Origin of the sequence: [Clostridium] aminophilum DSM 10710, assembly GCF_000711825.1 — a bacterium.
In the GTDB taxonomy this organism is placed as follows: Bacteria; Bacillota; Clostridia; order Lachnospirales; family Lachnospiraceae; genus Clostridium_R; species Clostridium_R aminophilum.
In genome coordinates this window covers 80,134-102,813 of the sequence record NZ_JONJ01000008.1, presented here as the reverse complement: position 1 = coordinate 102,813, position 22,680 = coordinate 80,134, and the positions used below count along the sequence as shown (strand labels likewise).

Annotated in this window: 21 protein-coding genes and 1 riboswitch; all 21 genes read right to left on the bottom strand. The window is 51.5% G+C overall.

Translation table 11 applies throughout. The features are described 5' to 3' along the window. Window positions 1–91: 91 nt before the first annotated feature. A complete protein-coding gene (pgeF, locus tag BR86_RS0107035) occupies window positions 92–967 on the bottom strand; it encodes a peptidoglycan editing factor PgeF (RefSeq protein WP_031472503.1) in 876 nt (291 codons plus the stop codon). Window positions 968–1,051: 84 nt separating this feature from the next. Continuing rightward, window positions 1,052–2,125 (bottom strand): FecCD family ABC transporter permease, encoded by a 1,074-nt coding sequence (locus BR86_RS0107030; RefSeq protein ID WP_031472501.1) that lies wholly within the window; start codon window positions 2,123–2,125, stop codon window positions 1,052–1,054. A gap of 96 nt (window positions 2,126–2,221) precedes the next feature. Continuing rightward, window positions 2,222–3,550, bottom strand: coding sequence for an ABC transporter substrate-binding protein (locus BR86_RS0107025; protein ID WP_031472499.1), 1,329 nt, complete (start codon window positions 3,548–3,550; stop codon window positions 2,222–2,224). A 402-nt stretch (window positions 3,551–3,952) separates the two neighbouring features. After that, entirely contained in the window at window positions 3,953–5,632 is a 1,680-nt protein-coding gene (gene leuA, locus BR86_RS0107015) for a 2-isopropylmalate synthase (protein ID WP_031472495.1), read from the bottom strand. A 615-nt stretch (window positions 5,633–6,247) separates the two neighbouring features. After that, window positions 6,248–6,943, bottom strand: a complete 696-nt coding sequence (gene rplA, locus BR86_RS0107010; RefSeq protein WP_038288148.1) for a 50S ribosomal protein L1 — start codon at window positions 6,941–6,943, stop codon at window positions 6,248–6,250. A 115-nt stretch (window positions 6,944–7,058) separates the two neighbouring features. Continuing rightward, window positions 7,059–7,484, bottom strand: a complete 426-nt coding sequence (rplK, locus tag BR86_RS0107005; RefSeq protein ID WP_031472491.1) for a 50S ribosomal protein L11 — start codon at window positions 7,482–7,484, stop codon at window positions 7,059–7,061. 19 nt (window positions 7,485–7,503) lie between these two features. Then, the gene (gene nusG, locus BR86_RS0107000; RefSeq protein WP_081844175.1) at window positions 7,504–8,070 is read right to left on the bottom strand and encodes a transcription termination/antitermination protein NusG; all 567 of its coding nucleotides are present in this window, start codon (window positions 8,068–8,070) and stop codon (window positions 7,504–7,506) included. A 13-nt stretch (window positions 8,071–8,083) separates the two neighbouring features. Continuing rightward, complete coding sequence (gene secE, locus BR86_RS0106995; protein WP_031472487.1) at window positions 8,084–8,287, bottom strand: preprotein translocase subunit SecE; 204 nt, start codon at window positions 8,285–8,287, stop codon at window positions 8,084–8,086. 51 nt (window positions 8,288–8,338) lie between these two features. After that, the gene (rpmG, locus tag BR86_RS0106990; RefSeq protein ID WP_278245597.1) at window positions 8,339–8,503 is read right to left on the bottom strand and encodes a 50S ribosomal protein L33; all 165 of its coding nucleotides are present in this window, start codon (window positions 8,501–8,503) and stop codon (window positions 8,339–8,341) included. Between the two features lie 314 nt (window positions 8,504–8,817). After that, window positions 8,818–9,354, bottom strand: a complete 537-nt coding sequence (locus BR86_RS0106985) for a CYTH domain-containing protein (RefSeq protein ID WP_330372112.1) — start codon at window positions 9,352–9,354, stop codon at window positions 8,818–8,820. Between the two features lie 207 nt (window positions 9,355–9,561). Continuing rightward, window positions 9,562–10,179 (bottom strand): hypothetical protein, encoded by a 618-nt coding sequence (locus tag BR86_RS0106975; protein ID WP_031472481.1) that lies wholly within the window; start codon window positions 10,177–10,179, stop codon window positions 9,562–9,564. A gap of 75 nt (window positions 10,180–10,254) precedes the next feature. After that, window positions 10,255–10,710, bottom strand: a complete 456-nt coding sequence (locus BR86_RS14625; RefSeq protein ID WP_051684655.1) for a hypothetical protein — start codon at window positions 10,708–10,710, stop codon at window positions 10,255–10,257. Between the two features lie 521 nt (window positions 10,711–11,231). Continuing rightward, the gene (locus BR86_RS0106960; protein ID WP_031472480.1) at window positions 11,232–12,224 is read right to left on the bottom strand and encodes an ABC transporter permease; all 993 of its coding nucleotides are present in this window, start codon (window positions 12,222–12,224) and stop codon (window positions 11,232–11,234) included. Window positions 12,225–12,229: 5 nt separating this feature from the next. Beyond that, window positions 12,230–13,345, bottom strand: coding sequence for an ABC transporter permease (locus BR86_RS0106955; RefSeq protein WP_031472479.1), 1,116 nt, complete (start codon window positions 13,343–13,345; stop codon window positions 12,230–12,232). Continuing rightward, window positions 13,338–14,849 carry an ABC transporter ATP-binding protein gene (locus BR86_RS0106950; protein ID WP_031472478.1) on the bottom strand — a complete coding sequence of 504 codons (1,512 nt, stop codon included), beginning with the start codon at window positions 14,847–14,849 and terminating at the stop codon, window positions 13,338–13,340. Before BR86_RS0106950 ends, BR86_RS0106955 begins: the two co-directional genes overlap by 8 nt. Before the next feature lie 302 nt (window positions 14,850–15,151). After that, window positions 15,152–16,417 carry a BMP family ABC transporter substrate-binding protein gene (locus tag BR86_RS0106945; protein WP_031472476.1) on the bottom strand — a complete coding sequence of 422 codons (1,266 nt, stop codon included), beginning with the start codon at window positions 16,415–16,417 and terminating at the stop codon, window positions 15,152–15,154. 325 nt (window positions 16,418–16,742) lie between these two features. Beyond that, a riboswitch (purine riboswitch) is annotated at window positions 16,743–16,845 on the bottom strand. Window positions 16,846–17,027: 182 nt separating this feature from the next. Continuing rightward, entirely contained in the window at window positions 17,028–17,450 is a 423-nt protein-coding gene (locus tag BR86_RS0106940; protein WP_031472474.1) for a flavodoxin, read from the bottom strand. A 153-nt stretch (window positions 17,451–17,603) separates the two neighbouring features. Further along, on the bottom strand, window positions 17,604–18,173 hold the full coding sequence (locus tag BR86_RS0106935; RefSeq protein ID WP_031472472.1) for a DUF3793 family protein: 570 nt from the start codon (window positions 18,171–18,173) through the stop codon (window positions 17,604–17,606). A 564-nt stretch (window positions 18,174–18,737) separates the two neighbouring features. Beyond that, a complete protein-coding gene (gene tuf, locus BR86_RS0106930) occupies window positions 18,738–19,931 on the bottom strand; it encodes an elongation factor Tu (protein ID WP_031472470.1) in 1,194 nt (397 codons plus the stop codon). A 119-nt stretch (window positions 19,932–20,050) separates the two neighbouring features. Then, window positions 20,051–22,171, bottom strand: coding sequence for an elongation factor G (gene fusA, locus BR86_RS0106925; protein ID WP_031472468.1), 2,121 nt, complete (start codon window positions 22,169–22,171; stop codon window positions 20,051–20,053). A gap of 15 nt (window positions 22,172–22,186) precedes the next feature. Beyond that, a complete protein-coding gene (gene rpsG / locus BR86_RS0106920) occupies window positions 22,187–22,657 on the bottom strand; it encodes a 30S ribosomal protein S7 (protein ID WP_031472466.1) in 471 nt (156 codons plus the stop codon). Window positions 22,658–22,680: the final 23 nt, after the last annotated feature.

The following is a 22,680-nucleotide window of genomic DNA, read 5'->3' as shown; positions in this document are numbered from 1 at the left end:
TCAGGCACAGGCCGGATCGCTCCGGTCTCGTATCTGAACCGTCATATAATTTTAAACATCTGCGCTCAAGCGCAAACTGCATCTTTATCCATCAGATCAGTTTCATAAACGCGCCGAGATTGCCGCGTTTCCCGTTGCTTGCCCGGTGCGAAAAGAGCGCGTCTCCATTCTCGCAGGTGCAGATATCGGTCAATGCGACATGCTCCGGCAGAACTCCCGCTTCTTCCAGCACGATCCGGTTGGCCTGCCAGAGGTCGAGCAGGGATTTCCCCGGAACTTCTCTTCCGTTCCGGACTTCCGGGCTCAGCACCTCATTCTCCCGTCCCGGAAATGCCGCCCGGAACTGCACGGCCACATCGTCGCCCACCTCATAGCATTCATGACAGATAGACGGGCCGATGGCGCAGATCAGGTCCTTCGGATCCGTACCGTAGAGCGACATCATTTTTTCAACGGTCACCTTTCCCATGCGGTTCACGGTTCCGCGCCAGCCGGAGTGGGACAGACCGATGGCGCGGTGCACCGGGTCCACAAAAAAGAGCGGAACACAGTCCGCAAAAAAAGCGCCGAGGACAAGCCCCGGGACGTTGGTCACCAGACCGTCCACGTCCTCATAATCGCGTTCGCGGACAAGTCCTTTTCCCGCATCATCCCCGGTCACGCGGCGGACATTCGTCGTGTGCGTCTGATCCGTCAGCACAAAATGCTCTACATCACTCTCCATCACGCGGGCAATCCGCCGATAGTTCTCCTGTACGGCTGCTTCGTCATCGCCCCGAAGAAAACTGAGGTTCAGGGAGCGGAACATTCCTCCGCTCACGCCGCCGTCTCTCGTGGTAAAAAGATGACGGACCATTCCCGTTTTTTCCAGATTCGGAAAGGTCAGGTACGGAAAAACGGTTCCGTCCGGATTCATCGCCTGATTCAGCCGGAGAACTTCGTCTTCTCCGTGTCGATGTAACTTCATATCAAAACTCCTGTATTTCTGTCTTCTTCATCCGGAATCACGCCGGAATCCCATCTACCATCTTATCACCTTTCGGTTCTTCTTTCATCCTTCCTGATGTCGGTCACGTCTGTGCCTCACCATCATAAAGATCACCACCGGTGCACCGAAGATCGCGGTCACCGTGCTGATGTTCAGTTCCATCGGCGAGAGCGCCATCCTTGCGATCAGATCGCACAGCGCCATAAAAACCGCTCCGGCCAGAAAGCATCCCGGAATGACGATCAGCGGCTTCGCAGTCCCGAAGGCCGCCCGCACAAGGAACGGCACCGCGATCCCGACAAAGGAAATCGGTCCGGCAAAAGCCGTCACCGCCGCGGAAAGGAGACTCGAAATCAGGATCAGCGCCGCGCGGAAAAGCCGGACGTTGACCCCCATACTCTGCGCATACGCCTCACCGAGCTGATATGCCCCCATGGGTTTCGACAAAAAAAAAGCCACCAGAAACGCGGCCGCAATGATGCAGCCCGCCGTCCGTACATCCTCCCATGCCATCCCGGAAAAGCTTCCCATCGACCAGTTCCGGAGATTTGCCACCTGGGAATCTTCCGCAAATGTCACGAGAAAATCCGTGATCGCCGAGCAAATATATCCGATCATGATTCCGGCGACGAGAAGCGCCGCCATATTCCGGATCCGCTGTGAAAGCAGAAGGATCATCGACGTTGCGCCAAGAGCACCGAAAAATGCCGTCAGTACCAGCATTCCGGAAGATGAGGTATGGAATCTGGTGACAACCGTGATCATCACAACCGCAACCGCCATTTTGGCTCCGGACGAGATCCCGAGAATAAACGGTCCGGCGATGGGATTGGCAAAAAATGTCTGAAGCAGAAAACCCGAGACCGCCAGAGCACCGCCCAGAATGAGTGCCATCAGAATGCGCGGAAGCCGAATCTTCATCAGAATCGCTCTCCCGGTCTCGAGTGAAGGATCCTCTTTTCCCGCAAGAATTTCAAGGGCATCCCGCATCGGGATCCGCTGGCTTCCCATGGAAAGATTCAGGAGAAACACAGCAAAAAGCAATACCGCCAAAGCCGAAAACACCAGCGTATACCGCCGGAACCGGCGTTCTCTCTCACTCACGCTTTTCTCCTTTCCCGGATATTCCGATTTCATCGACTGTGATTCCTTTTAAAAATCCCCTGTGGTTCCTTTTAAAAATCTTCTGTAATTCCTTTAAAAATCTTCTGTGATTCCTTCTAAGCAAACCTCTTACGAAAGCTTCTTCAGGAACAGCATATCACTCTCATCACCGCCCGAAAGAATCGTGTGAACATCTTTCATAAACCGTGCAATCTGATCCGTCGCCTGATAGAAATACCCGTCTGCGCAGTAAACCCGTCCTTCTTTGACCGCTTTAAAATCCCCAAAGAGCGGATTCTTTTCGGTAAGCTCCCTGAGCGATGCGGGTGCATCTTCAATCGTCGCGTTGTAAATCAGATAATCCGCATCCTTCGCCCCGGAATAAAATTCTTCCATCGACAGATGCACCGATCCCATATGATTTCCCGGATTCGGATTCTTCAGATTCTCAAATGCATAGGTTCCGCCGGCAAGCCGGATCATCTCCGCCGAATAGTCTTCCGCGCTGCGCACCACGGCCTCTCCGAGCGAATTGATATAGAAGATTCCCACCGTCTTTCCAGACGGTTTCTTCCTTCCCAGATCCTCCAGCAGTGCCGTCTGACTGGCGAAAAATGTCTCCGCCTCCGCCTCTTTTCCGAGAAGCGCACCGTAGACCTTGATCCATTCGGTTCGGCCAAGCGGATGGTCTTCATAACTTGACCGGTCGAGGAACACCGGAATGCCGAGCGATTCCAGTTTTTCCCGGATTTCCGGCACGTGCAGAATCATGGTTGACTCGACCGCCAGTCTGCATCCGTCTGCCAGCAGCTGTTCGAAATCCGGCGCGCTGTATTTTCCCGCAAACCGGATGGTACCGTCTTCCATCGCCTTCTTTGCGTTCTCAACATACCATCCCTCCGCCCGCGTTCCGCTGAACGCGATACGGTCTAACGCGTCCAGACGGTCAAAGAGCGACATGGCCGCCGTCGCCGCAAGGTAGATCCGGTCCACCGGTTTTTTCAGGACAATGGTTCCGGCCGAAAGAGAATCCGGTCTTTTCCCTCCTTCCGGAATCAGAACGGCATTCACGCCATTCCGGATGAGAATATTGGTATACTCCGCCCCGGCCGCATCCTGGTAATACAAAATCCGGAATCCTCTTGCGTATTTTCGCTCCGCCTCCCGAAGAAAGGTGAGTCCCCGGATCTCCGGAACCGCAGTCTCATCCCACGTTCCGTTTTCTTCCCCGGCACGTTCGGCCGTCTCTGAACTCTCCGCATTTTCCCCGTCGCTTTGCGCACTTCCTGCGCCATCGGTCGCCGCCTTTCCGGCGGTTTTGTCCGAGGTATTCTCCGTCGTCTGTTCCTTCGCCGGAACAGTCACCATCCCGGAATCGCTTTTTCCGCATCCTGCAGTCATCGTCACCGCAAGTCCCAGCATAACAGCGGTCCTGCGGAGCCATTTATTCCATCTCATTTTGACATCCCTTGACCATCGGGCAGGCTGACGCCTGCCCGTTTCTTCTTCTCTCCCGCGCGTGCGCATTCCTGCGGAACGTTTTTCCGCTCAACGACATATACATCCTCGCGGAGCTTTTTTTCATTCAGCGGCGTGTATATCCTCGCGGATTGTTTTTTCCACTCAGCGGCATGTACATCCTCGCAGAGCTTTTTTCATTCAGCGGCGTGCGCATCCTCGCGGAGCTTTTTTCATTCAGCGGCGTGCGCATCCTCGCGAAGCATTTTTTGTGATATGGGGAATTTCGAAGAAATATCCTATACCACAAAAAAGCTCCCATCCATTCCCGGACAGGAGCTGAATTTATACGAATTATACCGTAGGCGGAATCATGCTGTAAAGTCCCGCCAATGATTTCCGTCAGTCATTCCCGCGATAGAACAGGCGGTTGACCGCGCTGAAAATGCCGCGGAAGGAGGACCGGGTAATGTTGGAGCTGATACCGACGCCGTATGTCGCCTCACCGGTCTCCTGGTTGAGGAGGTGAATGTAGGATGCCGCCTGCGCCTCGGATCCCATGGTCAGTGCATGTTCAGAATAATCCAGCACCCGGATCCGGATGCCGAGACTTTTCTCCAGCGCTCTCTGAACGGCGTCGACCGGTCCGTTTCCTCTGCCCTCTACTTTTTTTTCACGGCCGTGGTCGGTGTAGATGAGCTGTGCGACGGTCTGAAACGCGCCGCCTTCGAATTCCTGATCAACGATCTGACATTTCCGGAAATGCAGCGGTTCCTTGCACTCGATGTACTCTTTCTTGAATTCCTCCATAATCTGTTCCGGAGAAACCTCACCCTGTTTTTCGGCGATTGCCTGAATGTAGTCGGCAAATTCCTTGTGCATTCCCTTCGGAAGGTGGAAGCCGTAATAGGTGTCCATGACGAAGGCTACGCCGCCCTTGCCGGACTGGCTGTTGATGCGGACGATCGGTTCATACTCTCTCCCGATATCCGCCGGATCGATCGGAAGGTACGGCACCTCCCAGATGCCGTCTTCTCTCTCCGAAAGCGCCGCAACCCCCTTGCTGATGGCATCCTGATGAGATCCGGAAAATGCGGTAAATACGAGTTTTCCTGCATACGGGTGTCTCGGATCCACCGCCATCTTGGTGCAGCGCTCGCACACCTCGACGATCTTCTTGATATCGCTGATCTCCAGCTTCGGGTCAATTCCCTGAGAGAACATATTGTATGCAAGATTCAGAATGTCGACATTTCCGGTTCTCTCACCGTTTCCGAGAAGGGTTCCCTCCACGCGCTCGGCCCCGGCAAGCATTGCCAGCTCCGCCGCCGCGATGCCCGTTCCCCGGTCATTGTGCGGATGAATGGAAAGGATGATGCTCTCACGGTTGTTCAGGTTCTTATTCATCCATTCAATCTGGTCCGCATAGACGTTCGGAGTGTTCATCTCCACCGTTGCCGGAAGGTTAATGATCACCTTGTTCTCCGGTGTCGCCCCCCACTCGGCGACAACCGCATCGCAGACCTCTTTCGCATAATCGAGTTCAGTTCCGGTAAAGCTCTCCGGAGAATACTCCAGAATCACCTTTCCGCTGTACGTGTCCATATAGCGCTGTACCATCTTTACACCGTCGATTGCAATCTTCTTGATCTCTTCTTTGGAATCATGGAAGACAACATCTCTCTGAAGGGTAGATGTGGAATTATAGATGTGAACGATTGCTTTCGGAATTCCCTGAATCGCCTCAAATGTTCTCTTGATCAGATGATCCCGGCACTGGGTGAGCACCTGAACCGTGACATCATCCGGGATCATTTTCCGCTCCACCAGCTGACGAAGGAAGTCGAACTCAATCTGGGACGCAGCCGGAAATCCGATCTCGATCTCCTTGAACCCCATTTTCACCAGCATGTTGAACATTTCAACCTTTTCTTCCACAACCATTGGCTCAACGAGCGCCTGATTGCCGTCGCGCAGATCCACGCTGACCCAGACCGGAGCTTTCTCGATTTCCTTATTCGGCCACTCCCTCTCCGGAAAATTGACGACCGGAACGCGCTTGTACTTCTTGTAATTCATCATGCTGATTTACCCCCTGCAAATTTCCCTTTCGATAACTTCCTGTGTGGAGCCATATTCGAGAACGGCTTGTTCGTGCATGTCTCTGATGACTTATTTTCATATTATACACGAACAAAAGTATACATACAATTGATATGTTTCACATCCGCATCGTTTTTTTTCCTCCACGATCAAGGAGACATACCGGATTGTCGGTCTGAGCCGACAGTCAAAGCCGCAATTTTTTTACTATGCCGTACTTTTACATCACTTTTTGTTTCTAAAGTTATAGAGAGTCTAATGCAAAGGAATTGCTATGTCAATTATTTCTGATATTCTATTTTAATATAACCTGTAATAATATCGAATCGATACAGCCCGCAGTCTGCAGATCAAAGTCCGCAAGCGGACTTCGGCTCCCCCATCGTCCCATTGTCCCATCACCTCTATCACCTCTATCCCCGCAATCCTGCGGGACGTGCCATGAACTTTGCGCGACGCCGCTGGTCTCCGGAAGGTATCATCTTCGTTGGCGGAACACTTTCCAAAAAAACAAAAAGGCATACCCCCGAAAGGATATGCCTTTTCTATCAATGTACGCTGCCCGTCGGCAGCATTTATTCGATCGTTAAGCGATTAGCCTACAACCTTATTGACGTTGAGCTTAACGCCCGGGCCCATGGTAGAGGTCAGGGTAATGCTCTTGAAGTAAGCGCCCTTAAGTGTAGCCGGCTTAGCTCTCAGCAGTGCATTGATCAGTGCCTGGAAGTTGTCTGCGAGCTGCTCCTGTGCGAAGGAAGCCTTACCTACGGTTACGTGGAAGATGTTGCTCTTGTCAAGCTTGTACTCAACCTTACCAGCTTTGATGTCGGCTACAGCCTTCTCTACATCCATGGTAACGGTGCCAGCCTTCGGAGACGGCATAAGGCCCTTCGGTCCGAGAACCTTACCAAGACGTCCTACAACGCCCATCATGTTCGGTGTAGCTACAACTACATCGAAATCAAGCCATCCCTCGTTCTGGATCTTCGGTACGAGCTCCTCAGCGCCAACGTAATCTGCGCCAGCTGCCTGAGCTGCATCTGCCTGCGGTCCCTTAGCAAATACAAGGATACGAACCTTCTTACCTGTTCCGTGCGGAAGAACTACCGCACCACGAACCTGCTGATCCGCATGACGGGAATCGCAGCCGGTTCTGATGTGAAGCTCTACGGTCTCGTCGAACTTTGCAGAAGCAGCCTTCTTGACGAGATCGATTGCATCGTTAAGGTCGTACTGGATAGAGCGGTCTACTAATTTAGCAGCCTCGTTATATCTTTTTCCTGTCTTCATTATTGAATAACCTCCTGTGGTTATGTCGGGAATGCCCTCCCACTCATATGAAACGCTTCGAAATGCCCTGTCTGAGCGACATTTCTGCATGCCATTATATTGTCAGATTCAGTAATTACTCGGCAACAGTAACTCCCATGCTTCTTGCTGTACCAGCGATCATGGACATAGCAGCCTCGATAGAAGCAGCGTTCAGATCCGGCATCTTTGTCTCCGCGATCTTTCTCAGATCTTCCTTGGAGAGCTCAGCAACCTTTGTCTTGTTCGGCTCACCGGAAGCCTTCTGGAGCTTGCATGCCTTCTTGATCAGAACAGCAGCCGGCGGAGTCTTTGTGATAAAGCTGAAGCTTCTGTCTGCATAAACAGTGATAACAACCGGGATGATCAGGTCGCCCTTATCCGCTGTCTTTGCGTTAAATTCCTTTGTGAACTGTACGATGTTTACACCGTGCTGTCCGAGAGCCGGACCTACCGGCGGAGCCGGGGTTGCCTTTCCAGCCGGGATCTGTAATTTGATATATCCGGTAACTTTCTTTGCCATTTTTAGAGACCTCCTCTAATTAGTCTGTCTTCAATTCCACATCGTCAAAACCAACCTCAACCAGTGTAGAACGGTTGAAGAGCTCAACGTTGATGGTCAGAGTCTTCTTTTCCGAGTCGACGGATTCAACAATACCTGTTCCCTGATTTTTCCAGGAACCGTTGATGATCGCAACTTCATCGCCCTTATGGAATGAAGATTCATACTCAGTCTGTTTCTCCATTCTCATCATATTGGCAACTTCCGCCTCGGTCAGTGCAACCGGCTTGCTGTCCGGTCCTACGAAACCGGTGACTCCTCGGGTGTTACGTACTACATACCAGACGTCATTCCATTTATCATCTCTTACCATCTTAATGAGTACATAACCTGGGAGAATCTTGCGGGACAGCTCTTTCTGCTTTCCGTTCTTGTCAACCTTATCCCCGATAACGGACTGGGTTGGCTCCCAGACATCAAGGATCTGATCTTCAAGATGACGGTTCACTCTCGTCTTCTCGATATCGGCCTTAACCTTGTTCTCATATCCGGAGTAGGTATGTACAACATACCATTTTCCTTCCGGAGTCATATTTTCATCTGCCATATTCTTCTACCTTTCAGATCGCAAAATGCAGTGCCCATACGATCAGCGTATCGAGTCCTGCGATGATAAGTCCCAGTGCGATTGATGCTGCAACAACGGAGCTTGTCTCCGATACCACAGTATCTCTGTCCGGCCAGATGATCTTATTGAACTCAGCTTTCAGGCCATCCCAGTAACTCTTTTTCTTTGGTTTGCTGGTATTTCCTGTGTCACCCATCATCGACCTCCAAAGTGTTCGAACAATCGTCCTTCTGTTTCGAAGTTCCGATTATCTCGTCTCTTTGTGATTTGTGTGCTTCTTGCAGAATTTGCAGTACTTCTTTGTTTCCATTCTGTCCGGATGAGTCTTCTTATCCTTGGTCAGATTGTAGTTGCGCTGCTTGCATTCGGTGCATGCCAGAGTAATCTTTGTGCGCACGACTTCCACCTCCATTTTGTGTTTTCAGCTCGTTCTTTTTTTTGGCGTAATGGTCTTCTCCTCAATCGTGGGAGCAGTCGTCACTGCGAAACTATGATGGGAAGAAGATCCTCATTGATAGCCGTCCAAGGGTTGGAGAAAACGGCTACAGGATCACGGCATCGGGCGGCAGAGCCGCGGTTTGTCCGATTTTTCGCACAAAAAAAAAACTTTGGTTCTTCCATAGCTTTCTAACTATAGCACAGACACATAGGTTCGTCAACAAAAAAGCTTCTCGCTAAAATGCCCAAATTTCGCCGCTTTCCGTGCCTTTTCCTGTGTCATTTCGGTCATTTCCCGTTCTGTCTCGTCTGAACCCAGTAAGCCCCCATGGACTGTCCCGGTTTCTTCGTGACGTCATCGCTCAGATATGTCCCGAGACCGACCGCCTCCGGTTCCCATTTTTCCGCCTCTTCCTCGCTCTCAAACTCCACCTCGGCATACATGAATTCGGTCTCCATGCCCGGATCGACAAGATTGACTTCCAGATGATGCCCGTCCGGGAGAAGATAGGTCCTGCGGATCTTCGCAATCAGCGGAAGACCGATCAGATCCCGGATCTGATCGAAATGTTCCCGTTCGATCTCAAACTCGATCTCTTTCCGAGCCAGCCGGCCGGAGGATTTAAAGCAGAGAACAAAGGCATCCTTCACCGAAATCTCCGGAGAATTGCTGACGGTGACATTTTCCTCCCGGATCCGCACCGTCGGTTCGGTGGTGACATATCCCTGATTCTGCTGTTCTTCCTTGATCAGCGGAAAATCCTGTTCCGGCCAACCGGCAACCATCCATTTCCGTTCAATCTCCATATGACTGTGATTTCCCATGTCCGTCCTCTCTTCTGTCTATAAATACGGTCCTTTCCCGGCGGGTTCTGTCCTTCCGGCAGGTTCTGCCCTTCCGGCGAATTCTGCTCTTCCGGCGGGTTCTGCCCTTCCGGCGGATTCTGCCCTTCCGGCGGATTCTGCCCATTTAGTGCATTCCGTGCGAAGTTTCAGCAGAATGCTGCCACGACGTCCCCGGCTATGCAGTCCTCAGTCAACATGAATCTTCTTCATGCTGTCCGAAACCCAGGCGTCGATCAATTCCTGCATGAGAACGACCTCCATCGGCGGCACATCGTCGTCATCCATCATGGAAAAGGCGTCCATCCAGCGGTTCATCGCGGAAAGCCCGGTGGAGAGCAGTGTCGCCGCCCCAAGGCCCCGCTCCCGGAACAGTAAAAGGAAGGTAACCATCCGCCGGAGATGTGACTCTCTCATCGCCTGATCCCATTCTTCCGCGCTCATCACTTCCGCGTCATCCGGGAGTGTCAGCGGATCAACCGCCGTCATCGCTGCCGCCGTCCCGATGACCTGTGCGATACGCGGATCGTCCCCGGCCTCTTTGCGTACCATGTCCATCATCTTGTTTTCCCAGTCTTCCGTCTCTTCCGCATCAAACGGTAGTCTGCCCGTCTCCTGATAAATGTCCAGAAGAATCCGGATCAGATTCGGAATGGTGAGGATCTTTCTGCGGAAAATGAGGTCTGCCGCGGACGCGCGAAGCACGCCGCCGTGTTCTGCCATGGATCTGCGGATTTCCTCCTTTGCCTCTTTCGCCTGTGCGGAGAGTTCCGGTTCCGCTTCCGGATTCTGATTGTGTTCGTTCATATAATAATATCCCGTCCTGTCTGTTCAATATGCGTTTTCCATGCACATTGTATCAGACAGAACGGGATATCACAATTATTTCCCCTGCGTATGTACCGTCGCGGAATACGGACCGTGCGCCGCCGGTGTTTCTTCGGCCGTGCCGGAGCTGCTCCGGACGGTCTCGGGCCGCTCATTTCCTTCCGCCGCCATCGGCAGAGAACGGGAGTCATATGCGGTCACCGTCTTCGTCACGGTTTTCGCCTGCACCGAGGCAGTCACCTGAAACAGCCGGAGAAATGCAAGAAGTCCCAGAAGGATCAGAAAAATCCGCAGAAACACACCCGCTTTCCGGCGGCTGAAAAAGATTCGGCAGACATTCGTCAGCAGAAAGAACGAAAGGATCACCGAAAGCGTACTGAGCTTCCAGCTTCCGGGCGGAAGAGCCGGAATGTTCATCCGGTAGGGGAGCGCTGCAATCAGAACGATTACCGCCGCCAGCGCGCCGGACAGCAAGATATCGCCCCGCGTGATTTTTCCCTTTTCCCGCATTTTTCCTCCTTTCTGCTTTCAGACCGTTTCTGCCATGGACCGGTTCCTTTCCGGATCCGGTCATATCACTTTGGTTTTATATTATGGTCCATCTTTCTTTCCATGTTCATCTGTTTTCACAGGATCACAGAATCTATCTTCTTTCATTGGCACATTTCCGCGTGCATCGAAAGAATAACACACGTTAGGGATGCAAGTCTTTACTGTCCACTTTCAAAATCATTACCATTTCCCTTAAAGAGTAAGAAAGATGTAAGTGAGGCTTCTTCCGATCCGAAGTTACCGCATCCACCGGAAGCCGGGGCGGTGCTGCTCCCCCCGGAGAATGGCAGTATAATCCTGAAAAAACCGGACGCGGAACCCTGATGAGCAGACAGGTTCCGGTCCGGTTTTACTTATCACACTGCACGCCCGCGGGCTTGTCCCTGCATCCGGCAAGGCGCATTCCGCTTCCGTGAAGCTGCTATTACGAAGGCAATATTACAAAGCTGTTTTTCCATTTTCCGTTTTCGGAAACAGCGTTATCGGTCCTCCCGGAAATATGGAAGGCCAAGGCTCTCCGGCGGCTGATTCTCGCGCTTATTCCGCATGGAAGTGATGACGAGAACGACAATCGTGACGACATACGGAAGCATTTTGTAAAGCTCCTTGTATGCAAGATTTGTTCCGGTCGGAATGAACAGATACAGAATGTACAGTCCGCCGAACAGAATGGACGCAAGTACGCCGACATTCGGACGCCAGATGGTAAAGATAACCAGCGCGATCGCAAGCCATCCTCGGTCGCCGAAGGCATCATTGGACCACACGCCGCTCGCATAATCCATAACATAATACAGTCCGCCGAGACCTGCGATCATACAGCCGATGCAGGTTGCAAAGTACTTGTACTTTGTGATGCTGATACCTGCCGCATCCGCCGTCGCCGGATTCTCACCGACCGCGCGGAGATACAGTCCCATGCGGGTATGCTCGATGATCGTGGACGCGGTCAGCGCGATCACGATCGCGAGGTACGCCAGGAAACCGTAGGAAAGAAATATCTGACCGAACCAGCCGGTGGTTTCCGCAACCGGAAGGTGTTTTGCGAACACTGCAGAAGTGTTGGACAGTGCGATCGACGGAACTTCGGATCCGGTCAGTTTGATCAGAGATCCACCGAAAAAGTTTCCGAAACCGACGCCGAAGGTGGTCATCGCAAGACCCGTTACGTTCTGATTCGCGCGAAGCGTTACAGTCAGGAAGCAGTAGAGAAGTCCCATCAGGAACGATCCGAACAGGCAGGACGCCATCGGAATCAGGATAGCAAGAGCCGGATTGAGCGGAGCGCCTGCGCATGACTGCTCGTAAAGGAAGGCGCCGATAACGCCGCAGATACCGCCGACATACATGACTCCCGGAATTCCGAGGTTCAGGTTTCCGGATTTCTCCGTAATCGTCTCGCCGGTACTTCCGTACAGAAGCGGAATGCTCTGTGCGACCGCTCGCGGGATAAAGCTTACCAAATCAAACATTTTCCTTATGCCTCCTTACCGGCACTCGCCGATTTCTCTGATTTACGGAAATGAATCCGGTAATTGATAAAGAACTCGCTTCCGATGATAAAGAACAGGATAATTCCGGTCAGAATATCGCCGAACGACTGGTTCAGGCCGAACACCGTTGCAATCTCCGCCGCTCCTCTGGACATAAAGACCAGAAGAAGAGAGCTGAGGACCATACCGGCCGGGTTGAACTTTGCGAGCCACGCGACCAGAACGGCGGTAAATCCGCGTCCGCCGGCAATGGTTGTCGTGATCGTGTGGTTTGTGGAACCGACCAGAAGAAGTCCGCAGAAGCCGCAGATCGCGCCGGACAAAAGCAGCGTGCGGATGATCGTCCTGCCGACATTGATTCCGATGTAGCGGGCGGTCGCCTCACTGCCGCCGACAACGGAGATCTCATATCCGTGCTTGGAATATTTCATGTAAACCTGCATGATCACCGTCAGAATGGCAACCAGAATAATGTTCAGCAGATACTTTGCGTCGCCGATCTGCGGGAACCATCCGGCCATGCTGTTCTGGTTGATGATTCCGATCTTGCCGGAGCCCTTCGGAACTTCCCAGATGATTACGTAAAATGCGACAATCTGCGTGGCAACGTAGTTCATCATCAGGGTGAACAGTGTCTCATTGGTGCCCCATTTGGCCTTGAAGAAGGCCGGAATGGCTGCCCAGATCGCCCCCGCCGCAATGCTGGTCACGATCATCATAAGAATGAGGACCGGATTCGGAACGCGCTCTCCGAACAGGATCATACAGCTTGCCGCGGCAAGGCCTCCGATCAGGACCTGACCCTCGCCACCGAGGTTCCAGAACTTCATGCGGAACGCCGGTGTGAGCGCCAGTGCGACGCACAGAAGCATCGACGTCTCCTGAAGTAGAATCCACACCTTACGGTTTGAACCGAAGGCGCCTTTGATCATGGTTGCGTATACGGAAACCGGGTTGTCACCGGTCAGAAGTGTTGTCACCAGAGCGCTCACCAGCATTGCCGCGATGATGGCAACGATGCGGATGCCCCACTCCACCCGCATGGGAAGCATGCCTTTCTTTGTGATATAGATCAGGGGGCTTTTTTTCCTGTTATCCATTCTGTTTCTCTCCTCCGAGTTTCGTCATCATCATGCCGACTTCATGTTTGTCGGTCTTTCTTCCATCAACGATTCCGCTGAGTTTTCCGTCGCAGAGAACGACGATCCGGTCGCAGAGTTCCAGAAGCACATCCAGATCCTCGCCGACATAGACAACCGCCACGCCTTTCTGCTTCTGCTCATTGAGCAGGCCGTAAATCATATGAGAAGAGTTGATATCCAGTCCGCGGACCGCATAAGCGGTCAGAAGAACTCTCGGCGAAGAAGCGATCTCACGTCCAACCAGGATCTTCTGAACATTTCCGCCGGAAAGACGGCGTACCGGAACCGAGAGCCCCGGTGCCTTGACTTCCAGTTTTTCCACAACTCTCTGCGCGAGTTTTCTAGGAGTCTTGCGGTCTGTAAAGAAACCGTGTCCCTTCCGGTATGAGCGGAGCATCATATTGTCGGTCAGATCCATGTTGCCGACCAGTCCCATGCCGAGACGATCCTCCGGGACAAAGGAGAGTGCGATTCCCATGGATGCGATATCCAGCGGGTCTTTTCCGATCAGCTCGGCTCTCTCTCCATTTTCATTAATATAGGTAATGTGGCCGTTCTCCACTTTCTGAAGTCCGGCGATGGACTCCAAAAGTTCCTTCTGTCCGCTTCCCGAAATTCCGGCAATACCGAGAATCTCACCGGAGCGGATTTCAAAGGATACATTGTCCACTTTGGTGACGCCGTCCGAAGACTTCACCGTAAGATTCTGGATGAGAATCCGGTTTTCCGGGTTGACCGGCTCCGGGCGCTCAATGTTCAGCGCAACGGTATGGCCCACCATCATATTGGTCATTTCCTGCGCATTGGTGTCTTTGGTCGGCATATCGCCGATGTACTCACCGTGGCGCAGAACCGCAACACGGTCGCTCAGCGCTTCCACCTCATGCATTTTATGGGTGATGATGATGATAGTCTTTCCGTCCGCTCTCATGTTCCGGAGAACCGAGAAGAGCTTATCCGTCTCCTGCGGAGTCAGCACCGCCGTCGGCTCATCGAGGATCAGGATGTTGGCGCCGCGGTAAAGCACTTTTACGATCTCCACCGTCTGTTTCTGGGAAACGGACATATTGTAGATTTTCTGCTTCGGGTCCACATCAAAACCATACGCATCGCAGATCGCCTGAATCTTTTTGGATGCCGCATCGAGGTCGAGACGTCCCGGTTCGTTTAATCCGAGAACAATGTTTTCCGCCGCCGTCAGAACATCCACCAGTTTAAAATGCTGGTGAATCATTCCAATCCCATAGGAAAATGCGTCTTTCGGCGATCCGATCGCCACTTCTTTTCCATTGATAAAAATCTGGCCCTCGTCCGGATAATAGATTCCGGACAGCATATTCATCAGTGTGGTCTTTCCGCTTCCGTTTTCTCCAAGCAGTGCGAGAATCTCGCCCGGATAGATATCCAGATCAACATTGGTGTTCGCATGAATCGTGCCGAATGTTTTGGAAATGCCTCTCATTGAAACAGATGGTTTTCTTGTCTCCACGTCTGTTTTCCTCCTATATTTGCCTGCTGTGTTATCTGTTCCTGCAGGTCTGGACAATGCCCCCGCGGCTCTCCCCGTCGGGCACATTGTCCAAAACTGCAGATGTCATTCCGCATATCGCTCCAGAAGAAAATGAACAAAGTACGCAAGCGAACTTCAACTCCCCTATCCCCTCACTCCGGAAGGGAGCTTGCGGAGCATTTTCCTATGGAACAAGAGAAGGAAGGGGCTGAAAACAGCCCCTTCCGAAAACTCTCAGGTTTTTGATACCGCTTTTACTGTGCTGTATCCAGAAGCTTGATTCCGTCGATCTTCAGATCGAAGTACGGAGCACTGCGGTACTCGGACTCATGGAAGTAACCGTCGGCAATAACTTCTGTATCCCCCTTGAACTCCGGATCCGTGTCTACATCAGCCATGTAGCTGTCGAGATGCTTGCCGTCAACTGTGAACTTGGTAACATCAAATACGTGAAGCTCACCGGACTCCAGCTTCTTAGCCGCCTCGTCAATTGCTTCCTGTGTGCCGTCAGCGGCAACCTTGGTGTTCAGATCGGTGAGAAGAACCGAACCGGTCTTAAGTGTTCCGGTCCAGTCTGCCTCGATCTTGGAACCTTCCATAACCGCCTTGATCGCGTGCTCATAGAACGGTGTCCAGTCGATTCTGGAAGAAACAATGTATGTATTCGGGCATGCATCCAGTGTGCTTCCATTGTAGGAAACATCCGGAACGCCGGCGATCTCGCAGGCTGTCGGAGCGCCCATGGAATCCGCATGCTGGGAGATCAGTACACAGCCGTCATTGATCAGCTTTGTAGCGCCCTCTTTCTCTGCGGTCTCATCGTACCAGGAACCGGTAAATGTAACATCCATGGTTGCGCTCGGAACAACGGAACGCGCGCCGAGGAAGAAGGATGTGTAACCGGAGATAACCTCAGCGTAGGTAAATGCGCCAACGTAACCGATCTTTGCCTGATCTTCCGTAATCTTACCGTCTGCGATCATCTGCTCAAGCTTCTTTCCTGCAGCGACACCTGCAAGATAACGGCCCTCATAGATGGAAGCAAACGCATTGTGGTAGTTTTCTACATTCTCGGTATGAGCCTTGGTTCCGGTTGCATGGCAGAACTGAACCTCCGGGAACTCCTTTGCCGCCTCGATCATGTAATCCTCATGTCCGAAGGAATCTGCAAAGACGATGCTGCAGCCGCTGTCTGCAAGCTCTGCTGCTGCGTTATAGCACTCCTGGCCTTCCGGAATGTTTGTCTTGATCTCGTAAGCTACGCCAAGCTTCTCACATGCTGCCTTTGCTGCATTGATGAAGTTGAGGTCATAGGTGGAGTTCTCGTCGTGAAGGCAGATAAAACCTACCTTAACGTCGCTCTTCGCCTCTGCCTTGGTCTCTGCATTGGACTCTGCCGCTGCTGCGGTAGAACCGGCTGCCGCTGCCGCTGTTGTTGTCTGTGCAGAGCTGCCTCCGCATGCTCCGAGTGCTGCTGTGATCATTGCCATTGCCAGTAAAGCTGCAACTTTCTTCTTCATGATGTCCTCCCTTTTTGAAGATAGAATGTTTTTGATTGTGCAACCCGATCCCGGTCTTATATCAGCCGCCTGGCGTTCTTTTGCCAGAGCAAAGCCCGCAAGCGGACTTCGGCTCCCCGCCACCCTCATTCCTGATGGGATGGAGAAATGTGCCTGCCGCCGGTCACCGCAGGGTGACATCTTCTGTTCAACGGCGTGCGCATCCTCGCGGAGCGTTTTCGTCTCATCGTAAATGTGAAACACTTCCTATGAAACAAAAAAATCGACTGTCCACTCCGATGAGTGTCAGCCGACAAACAAAAGCATAACGGATTCCTATCCGCCGATACTTATTTCTGACGACCGATAGTCATGGCCTTACGGTGCCATGGTAGAGACGTCCGGACCCATATTACCGGACATATATCGTCGTTGCACATGTACACGTTAAAAGAAAAGCGACATTTTGTCAATATGAATTTCTTCCATAGTTATAATTTCCATGATTTGCACTTTTTTTAACAGAATAATGCCCCATATTTACAGCAAAACATCCGGCATCAAACGACGCCGGATGTTGAAAATAATCCTCAAAGACTACTTTGACAGAATGTTTGCTGTAATACCGGTGTTACGCAACCGCCTGGCCGAGTGCCTCGCACTCCGCACCCGCTTCCGCATCCGGTGCCGCATTGCAGATTACCGGTGCAGAGGAGAGGGCAATTCCAAGGCTGTCGCACTCTGCTTTCCAGTTATCCATCCAGATTCCTCCGCCCCAGCCCCAGGAGCCGAAAAGACCGACCTTCTTACCGGCAAGTCTTCCTTTTACTTCATCCCACATCGGCTGGAACTCGGTTTCTTCCAGAACCTCATCTCCCATGGACGGGCAGCCGAATGCAATGCCGTCAAATTCGCCAAGCTTGCTTGCCGAAAACTCTGCGGCCGTAAACTGTGATACAGAAGCACCGGCATTCTTTGCGCCCTGCGCAACATACGCAGCCATCGCCTCCGTATTACCTGTTCCACTCCAGTACACAACTGCAACTTTACTCATTTTTGTCTACCTCCTGTTGCCTTTACATTACTTCTTATATGTCTGAAATACCGTCACATTGGATACGGTATCGGACAATCCTGTAGGATCTTTTCCGGGCTTGCCTGACCTGTTACATCTTTGTTTCATCTTAGTTCCATCTTTGCTCCGTCATTAAGCAACAGCCACCATCTGCATCACGCCAACGCCATGTCTGTAGGCATCCATGCAGGTCCGGAAGCAGTTCATATACGCTTCAAATCCTTTTCTGGCCCGCTCCGCATTGCCGGAATAGGATTTCCAGTATCCGGCACAGGTATAGTTCTTTCCGCTGTTGCGGATAAAACCGAGAACGTCGGTCAACGGATAGCCGAGAAAGACACCGATCTCATGAGGGAAGTTTTCGGATTGGACCAGTCGGATGGTCAGCTGACGGATCATCTCATTCGCATCACAATCCACGCGATACCCCTGTGTTCGAAGAAACGCTCTTGTTTTTTCTCCATTCAGCAGATGAGAAAGCCATTTTCTCCTCCACACATAGATCAGAAAAGAATCGGTCCCGCACTGTTTGACAATTCGCAGGGAAATTCCGCAGGGGTTGAGCTTTTTGTTCCAGCAATCGATCATCCCGCAGACCGTCGCACCGTCCATTCCGGTCACACGGAACAGGTTTGCTGCTTTCAACCCGCACAGTGCCGGTGCGCAATGCTCCACAAGAAGTTTCTCAAAAATGCTGTCCATGTTCTCCCCCGTCCGATTGAGCTTTCTGATGATTAGTTTTATCTTATGTATATTAGTTTTCTCTAACTTCTATTCAAAAAAATTGATGCGCGATGTGCGCATTTAGTTTAACTCTTCCTCACTTTGGTTGCCCTTGACTAACTATATTTTACATAAGCGATGGTTAGTTGTCAATAACTTATTCTTCTGTCATCAGATTAACTTAGACAACAATACGTTCAGGAGACAGGGCCAAAGTCCGCAAGACAACTACGTCTCCCCCATTCCCTCACTCCTCAGGGCTTGCGAACTTTGCGCGCCGCCGCTGTTCACCGGAAGATGACATCATTGTCAGTGAAATACTTAACGACGCATATTTCTCCTTGTGGCTATGCTGCCATAGTGAAACAGCGTGCAAAGGCTGATTCTTCGATCCTAGTGGATTTGCCAATTCAGCGTCGTGCGCTTCCTCGCGGAACGTTTTTGTGTTATTGGGAATTTTGGAGATATTTCCTATAACTCAAAAAGAGCCCCGGGCAAAGCCCGGAGCTCCATTAAGTTCAGTATTGTTATATTCGATGAGGATTACTCAAGGATCTTAACAACTCGGCCAGAACCTACAGTTCTACCACCCTCACGGATAGCGAAACGAAGTCCCTCTTCCATACCTACCGGATGGATCAGATCTACTTCCATCTCTACGTTATCGCCCGGCATGCACATCTCTACGCCCTGCGGGAGCTGGCAGATACCAGTAACGTCAGTTGTTCTGAAGTAGAACTGCGGACGATAGTTGTTGAAGAACGGAGTATGACGGCCACCCTCGTCCTTTGTAAGAACGTAAACCTGAGCGGTGAACTTCTTGTGGCACTTTACAGTACCCGGCTTACAAACGATCTGTCCACGCTCGATCTGGTCACGGTTGATACCACGAAGAAGAGCACCGATGTTATCACCAGCCTGAGCCTCGTCAAGAGTCTTACGGAACATCTCGATACCTGTGCAGACAGACTTCTCAGTCTCCTCAGAGATACCTACGATCTCAACTTCATCGTTTACGTGAAGTGTTCCACGCTCTACACGGCCTGTAGCAACAGTACCACGACCTGTGATTGTGAATACGTCCTCAACCGGCATAAGGAACGGCTTATCTGTCTCACGCTCCGGCTCCGGAATGTAGGAGTCAACGGAATCCATGAGCTCCATGATCTTGTCAGCCCACTCGCACTTCGGATCCTCAAGAGCCTTCAGAGCGGAACCACGAATTACCGGAATGTCATCACCCGGGAAGTCGTACTCGGAAAGAAGATCTCTGATCTCCATCTCTACGAGGTCAAGAAGCTCCTCATCGTCTACCATGTCGCACTTGTTCATGAATACAACGATAGCCGGAACACCTACCTGACGAGCAAGAAGGATGTGCTCACGAGTCTGAGCCATAACACCATCTGTAGCAGCAACTACGAGGATTGCGCCATCCATCTGTGCAGCACCGGTGATCATGTTCTTAACGTAGTCAGCATGTCCAGGGCAGTCAACGTGAGCGTAGTGACGCTTCTCTGTCTCGTACTCAACGTGTGCGGAGTTGATGGTGATTCCACGCTCTCTCTCCTCCGGTGCCTTATCGATCTGATCGAACGGAACGGCCGGATCTACACCAAGTCTCTCAGCCAGAACAGCTGTGATAGCTGCTGTCAGAGTTGTTTTACCATGGTCAACGTGGCCGATGGTACCAATGTTACAATGCGGTTTTGTTCTTTCAAAGTGCTGCTTTGCCATTGTTATAATCCTCCTAAGATTATGATGTTTAAATCTTTTGTGTACAGCATTCGACAATACAATCATGTAGATTTTATCATCGAATGCTGATTTTATCAAGTCTTTTAGCGTCTTTTCTATTACTTAGCCGCTTTATCAGACAGAACCTTATCCTGAACATTCTTCGGAACCGGCTCATAGTTGTTGAAGAACATGGAGTAGTTACCACGTCCCTGTGTTCTGGAACGAAGGTCGGTTGCATAACCGGACATCTCAGCCAGCGGAACGTAAGCCTTTACCATCTTACCGCCGCCGATATCTTCCATACCCTCGATACGACCACGTCTGGAGTTGATATCACCGATAACGTCGCCCATGTACTCTTCCGGCATGGTAACGTCAACCTTCATGATCGGCTCAAGGAGAACCGGAGCTGCCTTCTGCATAGCCTGCTTGAAGGCCATGGAACCGGCAATGTGGAATGCCATCTCGGAAGAATCGACCTCGTGGTAGGAACCATCGTATACGTTTGCGTGAACACCGAGAACCGGGAATCCGCCAAGGATACCAGCACCGGCAGCCTCACGTACACCATCCTCGACAGCCGGGATGTACTCCTTCGGAATAGCACCGCCGACAACGGTGGACTCGAACTTGAAGGTTTCTTCTGCGTTCGCATCCATCGGCTCGAACTTCATCTTAACGTGACCGTACTGACCCTTACCACCGGACTGCTTAGCATACTTAACTTCAACCTCAGCCGGCTTTGTGAAGGTCTCTTTGTAAGCTACCTGCGGTGCGCCTACATTAGCCTCTACGTTGAACTCACGAAGCAGACGGTCAACGATGATCTCCAGGTGAAGCTCACCCATACCGGAGATGATGGTCTGGCCTGTCTCTGTATCGGTTCTTACACGGAAGGTCGGATCCTCTTCAGCAAGCTTCTGAAGAGCATCGGTCATCTTGCCCTGAGAAACCTTGGTCTTCGGCTCGATCGCGATGGAGATAACCGGCTCCGGGAACTCCATGGACTCAAGGATAACCGGATGCTGCTCGTCACAAATGGTATCACCTGTTGTGGAGTTCTTGAAACCTACCGCAGCAGCGATATCGCCGGAGAATACCTCGTCGATTTCGTTTCTCTTGTTTGCGTGCATCTGAAGGATACGTCCAACACGCTCCTTCTTGTCCTTTGTCGCGTTCAGAACGTAGGAACCGGACTTGCAGACGCCGGAGTAAACTCTGAAGTAAGCAAGCTTACCTACAAACGGGTCCGTCATGATCTTGAATACAAGAGCGGCGAACGGCTCCTCATCGGAAGACTTTCTTACGATGTCATTGCCGTCAAGGTCTGTACCTGTGATGTCCGGAACGTCTGTCGGAGCCGGCATGAAGTCAAGAACTGCATCCAGAAGCTTCTGAACACCCTTGTTTCTGTATGCGGTACCGCACAGACACGGAATTGCCTCATTTGCGATAGTACCCTTACGAAGAGCAGCCTTCAGCTCCTCCTCGCTCGGCTCATCACCGTCGAGGTATCTCATCATCAGCTCGTCGTCGAGCTCGCAGATCTTCTCAACCATCTCGGTTCTGTAGAGCTCTGCGTCATCCTTCAGATCATCCGGAATGTCAAGGATATCGATGTTATCGCCCTTGTCATCTCTGTAATAATATGCCTTCATCTCGAACAGGTCGATGATACCCTCGAAGGTATCCTCAGCACCGATCGGGATCTGAGTCATGATGGTGTTCTTGCCGAGACGATCGTGGATAGTCTGTACAGAATGGAAGAAATCTGCGCCGACTACATCCATCTTGTTGATGAATGCGATTCTCGGTACGTGGTATGTGTCAGCCTGACGCCAAACGTTCTCAGACTGCGGCTCTACACCACTCTTAGCATCGAATACGCCGACAGCGCCGTCGAGTACTCGAAGGGAACGCTCAACCTCTACAGTGAAGTCTACGTGTCCAGGAGTATCGATGATGTTGATTCTGTATTCCGGAGCACCCTCGATCTTCTTGTGGAACTTCTCGTGTGTCCAGTGGCAGGTGGTAGCTGCGGATGTGATTGTGATACCACGCTCCTGCTCCTGAGCCATCCAGTCCATGGTAGCAGTACCCTCGTGGGTATCACCGATCTTGTAGTTTACACCTGTGTAGTACAGAATACGCTCTGTCAGTGTTGTTTTACCAGCATCGATATGAGCCATGATTCCGATGTTTCTGGTTCTCTCCAGCGGATATTCTCTTACAGCCAAAGCTTATTCCTCCTATCAGAATCTGTAATGAGCAAATGCCTTGTTAGCCTCTGCCATCTTATGCATATCTTCTTTTCTCTTTACAGATGCGCCGGTGTTGTTAGCAGCATCCATAAGCTCTCTTGCAAGACGCTCTTCCTGAGTCTTCTCGCCTCTCTTGCGGGAATACTCAGTGATCCAGCGAAGTGCCAGAGTCTGTCTTCTCTCCGGCTTAACCTCGATCGGAACCTGATATGTAGCTCCGCCGATACGTCTTGCCTTTACCTCGAGAACCGGCATGATGTTGTTCATAGCCTCTTCGAATACTTCTACGGCTTCCTTACCGGTCTCAGCAGCGATACGGTCAAATGCACCGTATACGATCTTCTGAGCAACGCCCTTCTTACCATCAAGCATGATGTTGTTGATCAGCTTGGTAACTACCTTGTTCTGGTACATCGGGTCTGCTAATACATCTCTTTTAAAATTACGTTTTTTACGTGGCACGTTACTTCCCTCCTTAATATCTG